The sequence below is a fragment of the Vibrio sinaloensis genome, from assembly GCF_000808535.1.
Taxonomy (GTDB): domain Bacteria; phylum Pseudomonadota; class Gammaproteobacteria; order Enterobacterales; family Vibrionaceae; genus Vibrio; species Vibrio sinaloensis_D.
In genome coordinates this window covers 455,277-471,311 of sequence record NZ_JWLV01000001.1, presented here as the reverse complement: position 1 = coordinate 471,311, position 16,035 = coordinate 455,277, and the positions used below count along the sequence as shown (strand labels likewise).

The 16,035-nt window shown below is 46.8% G+C and carries 13 protein-coding genes; 5 read left to right on the top strand and 8 right to left on the bottom strand.

Translation table 11 applies throughout. The annotated features are described in order from the left end of the window. Nucleotides 1-5: 5 nt before the first annotated feature. Both RJ47_RS02070 and RJ47_RS02065 read right to left on the bottom strand, forming a co-directional pair. Complete coding sequence (locus tag RJ47_RS02070; protein WP_197058120.1) at nt 6-1,604, bottom strand: BCCT family transporter; 1,599 nt, start codon at nt 1,602-1,604, stop codon at nt 6-8. A gap of 160 nt (nt 1,605-1,764) precedes the next feature. Further along, a complete protein-coding gene (locus RJ47_RS02065; protein WP_039480922.1) occupies nt 1,765-4,242 on the bottom strand; it encodes a cache domain-containing protein in 2,478 nt (825 codons plus the stop codon). 197 nt (nt 4,243-4,439) lie between these two features. On the opposite strand from RJ47_RS02065, the gene RJ47_RS02060 reads away from it, so the two are divergent. After that, the gene (locus tag RJ47_RS02060; RefSeq protein WP_038136394.1) at nt 4,440-5,360 is read left to right on the top strand and encodes an endonuclease/exonuclease/phosphatase family protein; all 921 of its coding nucleotides are present in this window, start codon (nt 4,440-4,442) and stop codon (nt 5,358-5,360) included. Nucleotides 5,361-5,409: 49 nt separating this feature from the next. On the opposite strand, the gene RJ47_RS02055 is transcribed toward RJ47_RS02060, so the two are convergent. Then, nucleotides 5,410-5,754 carry a DUF3316 domain-containing protein gene (locus tag RJ47_RS02055; RefSeq protein ID WP_038136396.1) on the bottom strand — a complete coding sequence of 115 codons (345 nt, stop codon included), beginning with the start codon at nt 5,752-5,754 and terminating at the stop codon, nt 5,410-5,412. Nucleotides 5,755-6,013: 259 nt separating this feature from the next. On the opposite strand from RJ47_RS02055, the gene RJ47_RS02050 reads away from it, so the two are divergent. The 3 genes from RJ47_RS02050 (at nt 6,014) to RJ47_RS02040 (ending at nt 8,036) form a co-directional block, all read left to right on the top strand. Next, on the top strand, nt 6,014-6,847 hold the full coding sequence (locus RJ47_RS02050; protein WP_039480918.1) for a DUF6279 family lipoprotein: 834 nt from the start codon (nt 6,014-6,016) through the stop codon (nt 6,845-6,847). A gap of 89 nt (nt 6,848-6,936) precedes the next feature. Then, nucleotides 6,937-7,698 carry a sulfite exporter TauE/SafE family protein gene (locus RJ47_RS02045; RefSeq protein WP_039480915.1) on the top strand — a complete coding sequence of 254 codons (762 nt, stop codon included), beginning with the start codon at nt 6,937-6,939 and terminating at the stop codon, nt 7,696-7,698. Between the two features lie 125 nt (nt 7,699-7,823). Next, on the top strand, nt 7,824-8,036 hold the full coding sequence (locus RJ47_RS02040; protein WP_038136403.1) for a hypothetical protein: 213 nt from the start codon (nt 7,824-7,826) through the stop codon (nt 8,034-8,036). A gap of 29 nt (nt 8,037-8,065) precedes the next feature. On the opposite strand, the gene RJ47_RS02035 is transcribed toward RJ47_RS02040, so the two are convergent. Then, the gene (locus RJ47_RS02035; RefSeq protein WP_005473641.1) at nt 8,066-9,586 is read right to left on the bottom strand and encodes an aldehyde dehydrogenase family protein; all 1,521 of its coding nucleotides are present in this window, start codon (nt 9,584-9,586) and stop codon (nt 8,066-8,068) included. Between the two features lie 243 nt (nt 9,587-9,829). Here RJ47_RS02035 and RJ47_RS02030 point away from each other — a divergent pair, with 243 nt between their 5' ends. Next, nucleotides 9,830-11,590 carry a sigma-54-dependent Fis family transcriptional regulator gene (locus tag RJ47_RS02030; protein ID WP_039480911.1) on the top strand — a complete coding sequence of 587 codons (1,761 nt, stop codon included), beginning with the start codon at nt 9,830-9,832 and terminating at the stop codon, nt 11,588-11,590. Between the two features lie 66 nt (nt 11,591-11,656). Here RJ47_RS02030 and RJ47_RS21365 read toward each other — a convergent pair whose 3' ends face one another. The 4 genes from RJ47_RS21365 to zwf all read right to left on the bottom strand — a co-directional run bounded on the left by RJ47_RS21365 (nt 11,657) and on the right by zwf (nt 15,684). Then, nucleotides 11,657-11,794 (bottom strand): hypothetical protein, encoded by a 138-nt coding sequence (locus RJ47_RS21365; RefSeq protein ID WP_005473628.1) that lies wholly within the window; start codon nt 11,792-11,794, stop codon nt 11,657-11,659. A gap of 190 nt (nt 11,795-11,984) precedes the next feature. Beyond that, a complete protein-coding gene (gnd, locus tag RJ47_RS02020; RefSeq protein ID WP_039473728.1) occupies nt 11,985-13,433 on the bottom strand; it encodes a decarboxylating NADP(+)-dependent phosphogluconate dehydrogenase in 1,449 nt (482 codons plus the stop codon). A 35-nt stretch (nt 13,434-13,468) separates the two neighbouring features. Continuing rightward, nucleotides 13,469-14,185: a 6-phosphogluconolactonase gene (gene pgl, locus RJ47_RS02015; RefSeq protein WP_039480908.1), complete on the bottom strand. Its 717-nt coding sequence runs from the start codon at nt 14,183-14,185 to the stop codon at nt 13,469-13,471. Beyond that, complete coding sequence (gene zwf / locus RJ47_RS02010; protein ID WP_038136413.1) at nt 14,182-15,684, bottom strand: glucose-6-phosphate dehydrogenase; 1,503 nt, start codon at nt 15,682-15,684, stop codon at nt 14,182-14,184. Before zwf ends, pgl begins: the two co-directional genes overlap by 4 nt. Nucleotides 15,685-16,035: the final 351 nt, after the last annotated feature.

The window sequence follows — 16,035 nt, the reverse complement described above, 5'->3', positions numbered from 1 at the left end:
GGCTACTATCGCAGTAGCCCTTGTGATTTAGCCATTTTATTTGCGAGTGTTGGAGCAGCCCAAAGACTCGGTAACAGAATAAATGATACGGGAACTGCGGTAATCACGATAAACGATTGCAAAGCAGAGATTCCGCCAGAACCGACCGAAATCAACGCGAGCGCGACGATCCCCATCATCACACCCCAAAAGCAGCGCATCAAGCCGTTTGGTTCCGTTGAGCCAGAAATCACAACAGAGATGGTGTAAGTCATCGAATCACCTGTTGTTACAATAAAGGTGGTGGTGAGTACCAAAAATAGCAGGGAAATCCCTGTAGCAAATGGCAGTTGCTCGGTAATCGCCAACAAGGCTGCAGGCAAGTTAAACCCTTCAAATGCTTGTGAGATGAGCCCAGGCGATTCGAGCTCAAACGCTAAGCCACTTCCCCCAACAACACTGAACCAAAAGCATGTGATCAGTGGGGCGGCGATGCTAATAGACAAAATCATTTGACGCAGAGTGCGGCCTCGTGAAATCCGAGCAATGAAAATGGCCATCATTGGGCCGTAACCGATGAACCATCCCCAGAAGAAGACCGTCCACCAACTCAGCCATTCGCTGTCATTTCGATACAGTGCCATTGGGAAAAAGTTGTCCACCATGCGTCCAATACCTTGCACATAGCCATCGATGATGAAACCAGTAGGGCCAAAGACCAAGAGGTATCCAACCAGAAGCACTGCCAAAATGACGTTGTAACGGCTGACAATTTGAATACCTTTGCTAAGTCCACTCAGTGCCGATAGCGTATACGCTAGAATGGCAAAGAGTATCACTATGCTTTGAGTGGCAAAGGTATCGGGAACGTCGAAAAGCGAATTGAGCGCGTAGCTAATTTGCAGACCAAGAAACCCGATAGGTCCGATGGTTCCCGCTGCGACAGCGACAATACAACAGGCATCCGCAATATGGCCAAGGACACCATGAATGCGATCACCGAAAACGGGATAGAGTAAGGTTCTTGGCTTTAGTGGCAAACCTTTCTCGTAGTGCAGGTGCATTAGCACAATGGACGACAAGCCGCCAAGTATTGCCCAAGCCAAAAAGCCCCAATGCATAAACGACTGAGCCAGAGCGTTGATAGCCATATTCTGTGGCGAGGTGCCGTCTAAAAACAGAGGTGGCTGAGAAACGTAATGGGCGATAGGCTCCGCAGCCGCCCAAAATACGCCACCCCCTGCGAGCAGTGTGCACAGAACAATCGCAAGCCACTTGCTGTTGGCGATTTCAGGGGCAGATAGAGCGCCTAGTCGGACGTCTCCTAAACGGCTCAATGCCATGAATAAGCCAATCAGAAAGTTCGCAAGCAGCAGTACTTGCCAGAACGCACCAAAGTATCGAGTTGACAGAGAGAAGCCTTGGTTTACAAGCCCTGTTAGACTTTCTGCATCAAACAGTGCTAACAAGACAAAGGCGGTTAGGAACGTACCACTTAACCAAAATACTGGGTTATGCAGGTCGAGTTTGTAGAAGAACGGGTTGTGTTGAGTTTGCGAGCGGTTAGCAGCGGCACTGGTGGTGTTGATACTGTCACCATCCATTGGCTGCGTTAAATTAGACATCAATAAGTTCGCTATTTGTTGGTCAGTCGTCATGAATGACCTATGCATGTATCCCCATATGAAATAAACAATAACTGTGAGGTGCGTCAAAAAGCGTGTGATACTAACATGTTTATTAATAGATTCGCAGCGAATTACCAACAAGTGGTGAATGATTCATCTATTGAGCGCCGCTTGCATAATTCTTCGCCAGCAAATCGGCAGATAGCGGTCTCTCAATAAAGTAGCCTTGCAATAAATCGCAGCCATATTCTATTAGCCTGTCTTTTTGCGCTTGTGTTTCGACGCCCTCGGCGACGACTCGCATGTCCGAAGAGCGAGCAATCGCCAAGATCGCTTTGACTAATGAGTTACTTTGTTCAGAGTTGAGCATCTTGTCTATGAATATTCGATCAATTTTCAGCTCATCAAGTGGCAAGTTGCTCAAATAACTGAGAGAAGAATAACCGGTACCAAAATCATCGAGTGAAATGGTAAAGCCCAGCTCTTTAAGTTGATTGATGATTGGTGTCACCTTGGGCAGATCGTTAATGAGTACGTTTTCGGTAATCTCTAAAGTGATGCGATTAGGTGGCATCGCGTGTTTTGCACTCGCCGAGAGCAGTTGAGTGACGAAGGACTCATTGACTAGCTGCATGGGTGAAATGTTGACAGAGAGTGCCAAGTCACTGTCGGGGAATATTTTATTGATCTCTTCGCATGAACGTTCAAGGACAAATTCGCCAAGCTCGCTGATCAGGCCGATTTCCTCCGCCAGAGTGATAAATTCGAGAGGGGAAACATGGCCAAGCTGAGGGTTGTGCCAACGCAAAAGGCTCTCGACACCGTAAATCTTGCCCGTCTTGGCGTTGATTTGCGGTTGGTAAACAACAGAAAGCTCACCGCGTTCAATGGCACCGCGAAGTTCTCGCTCTAACAGGAAGTCATACTGAACTTGTTGATTGATGGTACTGTCGAAAAACAACACATCGCCTTTTTGTCTCGCTTTAGATTTGTACAAAACAATGTCTGCTTTTGAGATCAAATCTTCTGGTTCATCACCATCGGTTGGGAACATGGAGACACCGATCGAACAACTTGCGTATAAGACTTTGTTATCAATAACAAATTGTTGCTTGAACACGTCTTTGATCAACTCCACTTTCTTCTCTGTTTCTGCCAAGTTATTGAGCTCAGGAAAACAGAAAATAAACTCATCTCCGCCGAATCGAGCGACAAACTCATCGGGTTGTAAAAAGGCTTCAAACTTCTTACCAATTTCACTCAATAAACGGTCGCCAGCCGAGTGGCCATATAGGTCGTTTACTTTTTTGAAATCGTCCAAGTCGACGAACATCACTGCAAGCTGTTGGCATTGGCTTTTCGAGCGCTCGATGCCAGCATTAATGTGTTCGTGCAGCAGAGAGCGATTAGGCAAACCCGTTAGCTCGTCGTGCAGTGCCATGTGCTCTAGCTTGTCTTTGGTCTTCTGCAGCTGGCTAAAGTCACTGTTGATCTTGCTTTGAAATCGTTCGAACCGAGAAGCGATCAGTTTACTCATCATAAGCGAGAACAGGGCCACTATAAGCGTCGTAATTACGCCGATAGTGATCATCTGAGCGACGGCTTTTCGCTGTTCTTCTTCCGTTTTTTGCTGCCTTTCCAAGATAAAACGTTGGCTATTTTCATCGTAAATCCCAGAACCAATGCGCCATTCCCATTTGGGTTCTTTCAGGATGTAACTGCTCTTAGCGAAGTCAGACACGCCTGGTGGGGCGTAAATGGCTTGGTGGTGGACAAACTGCTGGTCTGATTGAAGAATGTCTCGCACCCCTTCGATGTTTATCTCGCTGCCAAGCGTGAGTGCGTTTTTGCCAATCAAGCTGGCATCAATGTGCGATAAAATGGTGCCGTCCGCGTCTAATACGAAGACATAGCCAAACTGACCAAATCTTAGGTTTTTAATCCATGCTAAGACGGTTTGTTTTATGTCGTCCTCCACATCAACCACATAATCACCAGTACCAATGAACCAATCGTAGGGTTCGAAATACTTACCAAAGCCGATTTTCTCAAACTCTTTGTTTTTGTTGTCGGGTTTGACGAACCACCAACGATAGAAGGCTTCGCCATTCGCTTTCACTTGTTCGCCCATTTCACGAACAATATAACTGCCGCGAACGTCCTTAAAGTCCCAAAGAGAGGTGCCTTCCACGCGCGGAAGCAACGGATGCATCACGTTGAGCCCTTCGGTTTTGTAGATAAAAAAGTAGCCGCGTCCATTGTTAAAGCGGATGTCGCGAAGGGCATCGGTAATGATTTTGGTTACTTCGGCTTCTGGTAGGTGCTTGTTGCTTTCGTAGAGTCGCGTTGCGATGTTGTGTGCTTCATAGATACGCGACTGAATGGTGTCTTCGAGTTGTTGCTCTGTTTGTTCACGGGCAAACTTGACCTGTTGTGCAACGTATTCGACTTGTTTAGTTAAGATCTGATTTTCACGCTGCTGGTACTCCTCTTTGAGTGCAAGAAGTTTTTCTTGGGAGCCCATCAGTACGTCAGTTACAGCAAGCACAACCCAAAGCAACGTGAATGCACCGACGATGCTAGCAGGAGCATAAGTGATTAACTTGAGGAGCTTTTTATCGGTAATCTCAGCCATGAAGTAGAGGCGGTCCTTGCTGCGTAATTGTTATAAAGAATAACAAATATATTTCAAAATGTTTCAATCATATCGGGCTCGCCAAATTCTGCAATGTTAAAAATCACAATTAAGTGGTTATACAGAGTGCATAACCCGAAAGTTTGTTCATACTTGAGTGAGTTCTTAGCAACTTAGGAGTGATTCAACTGAGGTGGATGATATGGATAGGCGTGTTTGCTCCCTCTTTAGTTTGGGTCACGCTGACGTTTTATGAGGTGACTTGGTGGGCGGAAAATGTGGTCACATTTCCTAGCCTGTTTTTTATCACCTATCTTTTTGTTGCCTGTGTGCTTTTGTTTTGCCAACGATGGGTGTGGTCGCTCATCAGTTGCTGTTTTGCTGCTGTTTTTTGGCTGCTTAGCCCGGTGAGTGTGCAGAAAGTCTCCCATGAATGCGCCAATGCGATTACGGTGGCGCAGTACAACTTGCTTTATGACAACGAAAATCTGAATGAAGTGCTCAGCTATCTTCACAATCACGCTTTTGATTTGGTTGTTTTGCAAGAAGTCTCGCCGCCTGTTGGGGAAAAAATCCAATTGCTGGACGATATTTATCCTTATATGTACGGGGGACAAGAGGGCGTTGGTTATCCTTCTGGGCAGATGATACTCAGCCAAACGGAACTCAGTGGTTTGTCGGTGTATTGGACGTCCGATCGACAGGCGATTATTCAAGGAACATGGCGACCAAACAAACAGCAAGCCTTTCAGTTGATGACGGCTCATCCTCCTTCACCGAGGTCGTTAGAGCTGTGGCAACGGCGCAATGCGTTAATGAGTGAAGTGGGTTCTTTGTTGTCCAGTCATTCCAATGATGAGGTTTTGATCGTCGGTGATTTTAATCTGTCGGCGATTAGTTTGCGATTCGCACGTCTTTTCCCCAGTTTCCAGACCGCGCCAGTGGCAAGTTGGCCTAATCGAGTAAAGCAGTGGTATGTGCCAGCAAGCTTTATGATAGCGATTGATCACTTGTGGCTAAAATCCACGAATGAAGGACGGAGAATTTGCCAGCGAGACAGCAAGCAAAGCCCAAGTGGATCGGATCACCGTTTGATTGTGACTGAAATCGGGTATTAGAGACGCAAACCGCCACTCTAGGAGTGGCGGTTTGGTTAATCAGCGCAGATTAGCTGTGGTTGCTTTCTCTGTGTTTGTACTGGTAGTCGACATCGACAACGGCTTTATACTCAATCTTGCCGTCAATCGTTCCAAACTCTTTCACCGCGACGTTCATATCGTTGACGATGATACTCTGGTAAATCGCGTCATTTGGCCCAGTCACGAGTTTATTTTCTAGTTCATTTTGTGACATCTGTTTGAACTCCTCCACGAGGCCAAAACCCGCTTGATACGCTTGCTCTTTTGATGCGTAACTATCTGTTGTAAAGGTGCGCTCTGACTGTACCGTTGACGTTGCTGCAAATACCGATGTGCTCAAAACCAGTGATGCTAATAGAATGATTTTTTTCATACGGGTTTCTCCTCTTGGCTAACCGTTGAGAACCATACTATCTTCAGTTACGTAAGAGGTCAGTCAAGGTATGTAAAGATAATCCTAGGTTTCGTAAAGGATTTGTTGATTATGATTACATGCCGATTGCTCGATCCTGACATTGGTGTTTTTCTTTCGTTTCTTGTCAGAGAGACGACATAGTGACATCAGAGTATGGGATATTTGATACTGATATTGGGCGTTAACGATGCTCTGCAACCATAAAAAGCAAGGATGAATGATGAGAGCTGGGTTGGTAACACTGATGTGTTGTTTGCTGTTGGTAGGGTGTGGAACCAAGTTTGTCTACAACAACATGGACTGGTTGTTGATCGAGTACTTGGAAGACTATGTCGACCTAAACAGTGACCAAGAGTCGCTGATTGAGCAGAGGGTGGCGCTACTGAGTGAGTGGCACCGGAGTGAAGAAATACCTAACTATGTTGAGCATCTGGACGAGCTGATGACGCTTGACCTTAAAAATCTGACCGCCGCTCAGTTAAACGCGCAGGAGGAGAAGCTGCGTGCGCATACCGATCGCATCGTCAAACGGGTTGCGCCTGATCTTGCCCAGTTGATACATAAACTGTCTGACGAGCAAGTGGATGAGTTAATGGATAACATTCGAGTCAGGCACAGCAAATACAAAGCGAAATACAGCCAACTTAACGAGGAAGAAGTTCGCCAAGTGTACGCTGAGAGAATCGCAGAAAGCATGGAAAACTGGTTAGGCAGATTAACAAAGGATCAAGAGCGCTTGGTTGAACAGTGGTCAAACGATTTGCAGATTACGACTTCGGATTGGAGCGACCACCAAACCAACTTACGAATCAGAATCAGCCAACTGCTGAACCAGCGGTCAGATTTGAACGCGACAGAGCGAGAAATGAGCACCTTACTTGTCGACTCTGAGAGTCTGTATTCGCCTATGCTACGGAGCAAAATTGAACACAATCGTGATGTTGCGACTCGCTATATTGTCGAAATCGCCACTCAAGCCTCGGATAAACAAATCGAGCACTACCGAAAAGAATTGAGCGACTGGAAGGAGATAGCTTTGGCGATACAGTGAGTTTGAGCTCAGTGTGGTCGATAGGTTGTTTACCGCCAAGGGTTGGTGCAGTACATTAAATCATCAACAACCAGTTTCGCAACAATACTATGGAATGGATTCTGTTATTTGTCGCGGGCGTGTTGGGGGGCGTTCTAAATAGCGTGGCAGGCGGAGGCAGTTTTATCACCTTTCCGACGCTGCTTTTCGTTGGTGTCCCTCCCATTTCCGCAAACGCAACCAATACCTTTGCTGTGTGTGCCGGCTACATCAGCGGCGCTTATGGCTTTAAACAAGAAATCTCACAGACTAAGCAGATTGGTTCGATCATACTTTGGAGTCTGGTCGGCGGAGGGCTAGGCGCTTACTTTCTGCTGACGATTGATGAGAGCGCATTCCTCGAGTCGATTCCTTGGCTATTACTGTTCGCCACGGCTCTTTTTCTTTGTGGGCAACATATCAATCAATTTTTCGTCCGTCTCGCCAGTCGTTCGACGATTTCGCCGATTTGGGCCAAATTGTCGCTGGCCATTTGTCTTGTGCTTGTTTGCGCTTACGGTGGCTTTTTCAATGCGGGGCTGGGTGTTGTTATTCTCAGCTACCTAGTACTTGCCGGATACAGCAATATCAATCAGATGAATGGCATCAAGTTGCTTGTTTCATCGTGCGTCTCGATTATCGCCATTGTGCTTTTTGTTGCGAATGGAGCGGTCGACTGGCAGCGAGGGTTTGTTGTAATGCTTGGCACACTAGCAGGGGGCTATGCGGCGGCTCGGGTATCAAGAAACATCGCGCAGCACCACATCAAAAATTTTGTCGCACTGTCTAGTATTGGCATGACGTGTTATTTTTTCTGGGCGACGTACGCATAGGCGATCATGTGTTAGTCATCACATTGCGATAGTTTTTGAGGTTCTTTTAGAGTTATTTTTGTCCAATTGTCAGATACTTAATGCGAGAAAAAGCGGTTTAATCATCTCGCAAGATGGGAGGATGTATGAACAGAAAACTCGGTCGTGTTATGTCCAACAGCCGAATGGTTAGCTTCGTTGCATTTTTGGCTGCTGTGTTCGCGTGGGTGCTCAAAATGCCTGCGCTGTTGACGGTCTCTATTGTTGCTTTGTTCTTTAGCGCTGCGCTCTATCTCTACGATAAGTACAAAAGCAACGAGTCTTCTTCAGGTTCTTCCAAGCAAAAAAAGAGCGCTTAAAGCGCTCTTATCACTCGTTTCTCTCAACGTTAGAAGAACCCTAAAGGATTGACATCGTAACTGATCAGCAAGTTTTTGGTGTTTTGGTAGTGATCTAGCATCATCTTGTGGGTTTCACGTCCGATACCTGATTTTTTGTATCCACCGAACGCCGCGTGAGCTGGATAGGCGTGGTAACAGTTTATCCAGATTCGCCCAGCTTCAATGTTGCGCCCCATTCGGTAGGCGAGGTTTTGGTCACGTGTCCACACACCAGCGCCCAAGCCATATTCAGTGTCGTTAGCTATCGCCAGTGCTTCTGCTTCGTCTTTAAACGTCGTCACGGCAATGACCGGACCAAAGATCTCTTCTTGGAACACGCGCATTTTGTTGTGACCTTGAAGCAGCGTTGGTTGAATGTAGTAGCCTGACGCCAAATCATCCTGTTGCTTGGCAATATCGCCACCAAACACCACTTTCGCCCCTTCTTGTCGTCCAATTTCCAAGTAGCTCAGAATCTTGTCAAATTGTTCTTGAGAGGCTTGCGCCCCCACTTGTGTATCGGTATCTAATGGATTGCCTTGTTGGATCGATTTCGCTCGTTCGGCAACTTTAGCGACAAATTTGTCGTAGATAGATTCATGAACCAGAACGCGTGATGGACAGGTACACACCTCGCCTTGGTTAAAGAAGGCGAGCAGAGTTCCCTCGATACACTTGTCTAGGTACTCGTCTTCGTGATCAAACACATCGGGGAAGTAGATATTTGGTGATTTACCCCCTAGCTCCACCGTCGATGGAATCAAGTTTTCAGCGGCACATTTCAGAATATGGTTACCGACTTCCGTTGAGCCAGTAAATGCAAGCTTGGCAATGCGGTTACTGGTGGCCAATGCTTGTCCCGCTTCGCTACCAAAACCGTTGACGACGTTGACAACGCCCGCAGGGATGAGGTCGCCGATTTTTTCCATTAACAACAAGATTGATGTCGGGGTTTGCTCCGCTGGTTTAAGGACGACACAACAGCCTGCAGCCAATGCAGGCGCCAGTTTCCAAGCCGCCATGAGCATTGGAAAGTTCCATGGAATGATCTGACCAACCACGCCGATCGGCTCTGGGAAGTGGTAACTTGCGGTGTTTACGTCCAGTTCTGCTGCGCTACCTTCTTGGGCGCGAATACAGCCTGCAAAATAACGAAAATGGTCAACAACGAGTGGCAGATCTGCCGCAAGCGTTTCGCGAACAGGTTTTCCGTTTTCCCAAGTTTCTGCCACTGCGAGCTCCTCGAGATTTGCTTCAATTCGGTCGGCTATTTTGAGGAGGATATTGGCTCTTTCAGTGACACTGGTTTGCGCCCAGGTCGCGCGGACATTGTGAGCGGCATCCAGTGCCAATTCGATGTCCTCTTCGGTTGAGCGTGCTACTTTACAGTAAGGCTGACCATTGATCGGAGAGGTGTTGTCAAAGTATTCACCACGGGTTGGCTTAACCCATTCTCCACCGATGAAGTTGTCATAGTGAGTTTTGAAGGTAACAACAGAGTCCGGACTGCCAGGTTGTGCGTAAATCATAAAATATCCTTATACATTTCTCGTTTGGTTAGATGAGCACTCGTTGTTGCTCATTTATTGTTTCTCATCAGATAACGCAAATCACAGACCAGATGTTAAAAACTTGTTGTAAAAAGTTTGTCGCGCTAGAGTTGTCAGGGCGTAGAGAGTGTTGTTTAAAACGCAGATGTGGCGAACAGGTGTTAACAAAATGTTCACCTGTTCCAAAATGGAACACTTTAATTGTTCACAAATGGAACAGCTATGGATATACAAACGCGTCAGTTAGAGTCTTGGCTTGCTTCTTCTTGGGAGCGAAGCTCAAATGCAGGATTGAAACAGGTTAAAAAGCCGGACGATATCAATGTAACGGGTGCACTCCTAAAAGAGCGTATGCACAATTCAAGCTCGGTAATTGAAGCGGTGGAGCAGTGCGCTTTGCCACTTTTTAATCAGGTCCTGGCGAGAACAGACAGTCGTTTGATTCTGACCGACGCAGAAGGGGTGATCCTAGCGAGCTGGGGACAAGAGCGGTTTCGAGAGCGTTTGATGTCGATTGCGCTAGAGTCAGGCACTTGCTGGCAAGAGAGACTTAAAGGCACGAATGCGATAGGGACGGCGCTTTACGAGAAAAAAGCCGTCTCCATTATTGGTGAGCAACACTTTATTAAACAGCATCGCTTTATTAGCTGCTCGGCAAGTCCGTTGTTTGATTATCAAGGAGAGTTGGTCGGGATACTTGATATCACAAGTGAGCAAAGCAAGCACGATGTGACGACCCAACTGTTGGTACAAAACATGGTCCAACTGGTCGAGAACCAATTACTCACAAGTGCGCCCGGTGGGGTAACGCAGATCAATTTGGCGCAAAATGAATCGGTTCTAAACAGTGGTTGGCAAGGCATCGTGATTGCCGATGAATATGGCCAGATCGTGGCGCACAATCAAGTGGCTAGCCAGCTTATGCCTGATTTCCCTTTGCTTGGTGAGTCGTTTGAAACTGTTGTAAAACAGCCCGACCACAACGCCGATCTGGTGTTTGAAAAGCGTTCATTGAACAAACAGCGCAGCCGAAAATCTCCCTTGTCTGCTTCTTGCGAGCTTCATTATGGGGATCACTACGTGGAGCAAGCGTGGCAGCAGGCACTTAAAGTGATAGGAAAAGACATTAGCCTTTTGATTCTTGGAGAAACCGGGGTCGGTAAAGGGGAGTTCGTTAAAGCCCTGCATAAACAGAGCACCAGACGCAGCCAGCCTTTGGTTACCGTCAATTGTGGTGCGCTGCCCAAGGAGTTGATAGAGTCTGAGTTGTTTGGTCATGCTGCGGGGGCTTTTACGGGGGCGAGTAAGCAAGGTTATTTAGGTCGTATTAGACAAGCGGATAAAGGCATTCTTTTTCTCGATGAGATTGGAGAAATGCCGCTAGATGCACAATGTCGATTGTTGTCGGTACTCCAAGACAAGGTTGTTATGCCTGTTGGTTCAACGCAGTGTCATCAAGTTGATATTCAAGTGATTGCTGCAACGCATCAAGACCTCCCCAAACTGGTCGCAGAAGGGCGATTTCGTGAGGATTTGTACTATCGACTGAATGGTTTGATGGTGAAGTTGCCAGCTCTAAATGATCGCCAAGACAAAGCGGCAGTGATTGAGGCGATCCATGCGAAACATCGAGAAAATCGGCAAACTATCTCAAGCAGCCTTATGCAGTTGTTGACCAACTACCATTGGCCGGGCAATTTTAGAGAGTTAGATAACTTAATCAAAGTCTCGTCGGTGATCGCTAGCGATGAGCCAGAACTGCGTTTGGAGCATATACCAGCTCACTTGTCGCAGTTGTTACAGCGCCAACCAATCAAAGAAGCGAGCAGAGAGGGCGGTGATTTGCAGTCTACGCTCAATACAACGCTAATCGAAACCTATCAAGCGCACAACGGGAATGTCAGTAAAGTGTCGCGGATACTTGGTGTGAGCCGAAACACGGTGTATCGCAAGTTAAAGGCGCTGGGTTTAATTTCCGGTTGAGCCTAGTTTGTTGAAGAAATAAAAAGAGGAGCATTTCTGCTCCTCTTTGTTTTGAAACCTAGCCGATTACAAGCCGCCTTGCTGCTGCGCTTGTTTTACTAAAGCCTGACGTTGAGCTTCCTTATCTGTTACCACTTTGTTGTCCTTTGAAGTGTTGTGTTCCTCAGCCTGTGGAACGAATACAAAGTACTTATTAATAGTCATCTTAAGAACCTCAATTAAATGTTTTTTAACCATCCAGGTTAGAGTAGCCACCGATAGCCGGCACAAACGTGCGCGGTTCCTTGTATAGGTTTCAAAAAATAGAGGATGCTAACTCAGTTAACATCCTCCATGAATCGTTAATTATAGTATGAGTCTTAGGGTTGAATAAACACTAAACTCATCCTTTTGCTTAAACGTCGTAAGTTGTCGACGCTGTATCGCCGCCTGTACCAGTCCAGTTAGTGTGGAAGAATTCACCACGTGGACGGTCAGTACGCTCGTAAGTGTGAGCACCGAAGTAGTCACGTTGAGCTTGAAGCAGGTTAGCTGGTAGACGAGCCGTTGTGTAACCGTCTAGGAAAGACAGCGCAGAAATCGTACATGGCATTGGGATGCCAGACTCTAGAGATTTCGCTGCGACTTTACGCCATGCCGCTAGGCTGCCTTGCAGGATGTTTTTGAAGTACTCATCAGAACCTAGGAATGCAATGTCTGGGTTCGCTTCGTACGCATCACGGATGTTGCCTAGGAATGCAGAGCGGATGATACAACCACCACGCCACATTAGGGCTACGTTACCGTAGTTTAGGTCCCAACCATTTTCGTTAGACGCTTCGCGCATTAGCATGAAGCCTTGAGCGTAAGAGATGATCTTAGACGCTAGTAGAGCTTGACGCAGTGCATCAACCCACTCTTGCTTATCGCCTTCAACTGGTGTGATTGTCTTACCGAATAGAGATTCAGCTTCAACACGTTGATCTTTAAGTGCAGATAAACAACGAGAGAATACAGACTCAGAGATAAGCGTTAGTGGAATACCAAGGTCTAGTGCGTTGATACCCGTCCATTTACCAGTACCTTTCTGACCAGCAGTGTCTAGGATCTTCTCAACTAGAGGCTCGCCGTCTTCATCTTTGTAGCCAAGGATGTCAGCTGTGATTTCAACTAGGTAGCTGTCTAGCTCAGTCTTGTTCCAGTCAGCGAATACTGCTTGCATCTCGTCTGCAGACATACCAAGACCGTCTTTCATGAACTGGTATGCTTCAGTGATAAGCTGCATGTCACCGTATTCGATGCCGTTGTGTACCATCTTAACGAAGTGACCCGCACCGTCGTTACCAACCCAATCACAACATGGCTCACCAGCGTCAGTTTTTGCTGAGATACCTTGGAAGATAGGCTTAACCGCTTCCCAAGCTTCCGCTGCGCCGCCAGGCATGATTGAAGGACCGAAACGTGCGCCTTCTTCACCACCAGATACACCAGTACCGATGAAGTGAATGCCTTTCTCACGGCAGTGCGCTACGCGGCGGTTTGTGTCTGGGTAATTAGTATTACCACCGTCGATGATGATGTCGCCTTCGTCTAGAAGTGGGATTAGGTTGTCGATGAACGTGTCAACAACGTCACCTGCGCGAACCATTAACATCACTTTACGAGGCGTTTCTAGCTTCTCAACGAGTTCTTCTAGTGAGTATGCGCCAACGATGTTGGTGCCTTTTGCTGGACCTTCTAGGAACTCATCTACTTTCGCAGCAGTACGGTTGTGAGCCACGACTTTAAAGCCATGGTCGTTCATGTTTAGGATAAGGTTTTGACCCATAACTGCTAGGCCAATTACACCGATATCACCTTTCATTGTTTCTCTCCAATTTTCCTATTTGGACGCTCGCATTACGCGATTTTTGCTGCTGCGTCTGAATCTAAGTACCACTCCGTTTCTCCAGTCTTAGACTGAATCTTCGCTGCAGGGTAAGGCAGCTCACTCGCCGGAGTAGTATGAATTTCGTTTACGATGTCAACTTTACCTGCACCAAGTACTAGGTAGCTGATTCGTTTAGCGGCTTCCAAAACTTTTGCTGTTTTAGACACACGGATTTGGCCAGACTCTGGGTGAGAAGCCAGTACCGATAAGTTCGCATCTTGGTAGTCTGTTTGGCCTGGGAATAGCGACGCGGTATGCCCGTCTGCACCAACGCCAAGCAAGATCCAATCGAAAACAGGCGTGCCATTTTCAGTTGGAATTACTTCCGCCATTTCTTTTGCGAAACGCTCTGCTTCCGCTTTTGGCTCATCTTCACCACGGATGCGGTGGATGTTCTCAGCAGGTAGATTTACTTGAGAGAAGAGCAGCGCATTTGCTTCACCGTAGTTACTTTCCGCGTCATCAGGCGCTACGCATCGCTCATCACCCCACCAGAAGTGTAGGTTTTGCCATTGAATTGAAGTTGCGTACGCCTCGGTTGCCAATAGCTTAAACAGCATTTTTGGTGTGCTACCGCCCGAGAGCGAGATATGAACTGGGCGATCAAGTTCGCTGTACGTTTTCATATCGTTCGCTAGGCTTTCAACAACCTGTTCGGCTGTTTGGAAGATCTTATGGTTGATCATAATTCACAGTAATCCGTATCGGTTAGGTTTTTACACGGGAAGCGCCAAGCGCGGCCATCTCGTTGAAGCAGGTCATCCGCTTCTTTTGGTCCCCATGTACCACAAGCGTAGCCAAAGAGCGCTTGAGGATCTTGTTTGAAATCTAGAATAGGTTGCACGTATTTCCAACATGCTTCAACCGCATCACTACGTGCAAATAAGGTTGCATCGCCGTTTAACGCATCAAGAAGTAGGCGCTCATAAGCTGTCAGCATTTGGGTTTCTTGCAGGTCAGCATAGTGGAAGTTCATTTTCACTTCCTTCGCTTTAAAGCCTGCGCCCGGCTCTTTCAGGCCAAAGCTCATTTGGATGCCTTCGTCTGGCTGAATACGAATAATCAGCTTGTTCTCAGGGGCATTTTGACCAAACACTGGATGTGGCGTTTGTTTGAAGTGAATAACGACTTCAGTCACACGAGTTGGGAGACGTTTGCCTGTACGCACGTAAAATGGCACGCCGTTCCAACGCCAGTTGTTGATGTGCGCTTTCAAACCAATGTAGGTTTCAGTTCGAGAGTCGTCAGCCACACCGTTTTCTTCACGGTAACCAAGTAAATGCTGGCCACGCACATCAGAGGCGGTGTATTGACCTAAAACTAGATCGTTGCGTAGGTCTTCTTCTTCAAGCGGTTTTAGGCATTGAAGGACTTTGACCACTTCGTCGCGCATAGAGTCTGCGTTGATCTGCGCTGGGGGTTCCATACCAACCATAGCCAAAACCTGTAGTAGGTGGTTTTGGAACATGTCGCGCACCGCACCAGAGCCATCGTAGTAGCCGCCTCGCTCTTCTACGCCTAAGAATTCTGCGCCTGTGATTTCCACGTAATCAATGAAGTTTCGGTTCCAAAGCGGCTCAAACATCGCATTTGAGAAGCGGAAAACCAACAGGTTTTGCACTGTCTCTTTACCTAGGTAATGGTCGATACGGTAGATTTGATGTTCTTGGAAATGCTCGTGAATTTCCTTATCGAGCTTTTGCGCCGATTCCAAATCGTAGCCGAATGGCTTTTCAATGATCAAACGCTTCCAACCATCTTGCTCGCCGTTTAAGCCATGCGCAGCGAGGCTTGCAGGAATAACACTGTAAAGGCTAGGAGGTGTAGCAAGATAGAAAAGGGTATTGCGCTGCTCAAAACCATATTGGTCAGACAGTTGATCAAGACGGGTAACCAGTTTGCTGTAGTCTGCGGTATCGGAAGTATTGATCGCTTGGTAGTGCAAATGATTGATGAATGCGTCAAGCGTAGCAGGCTCAGTTTTTTCCATTTCCTGAAGTGATTTCTTCAGCTTGTCGCGGTAAGAGTCATCACTGTACTCTGTGCGGCTGACACCAAGAATAGCGAAGTTTTCTGGAAGCTGCTTACTCGCGTAAAGGTGGTATAACGCGGGGATCAACTTTCGATACGTCAAATCACCCGAAGCACCAAAAATAACGATGCTGCTGTTTTCTGGTATTACCATCATCTTTCCCTTAAAAACGAGGTAGTTATTCTGTGACCATTGAGGGCCGCTTACATGCAGCCAAACCTAACAGTGGTAATAAGTTTTTGATAATTGGTCTTACCTATTGCTCTGATAGGTAAAACCGACAGTGCATCTTGGCACGACCTGTTGAGCAAGGTAGTGCCTATGCAAAGCGAGTTCACTCTCGATTCGGCAGCGTATTGTCTACGACTATTTGATATACATCAACCTTTGAGAAGGCAATCGATTAAATTATGACTGGTTTTTTTGTAATGCATTGATTTTATGGGTGAAGTTATTTGTTGGTTACTCATTTCTGTTTAGAGTTAAAACTCTATAAAAGGGCAA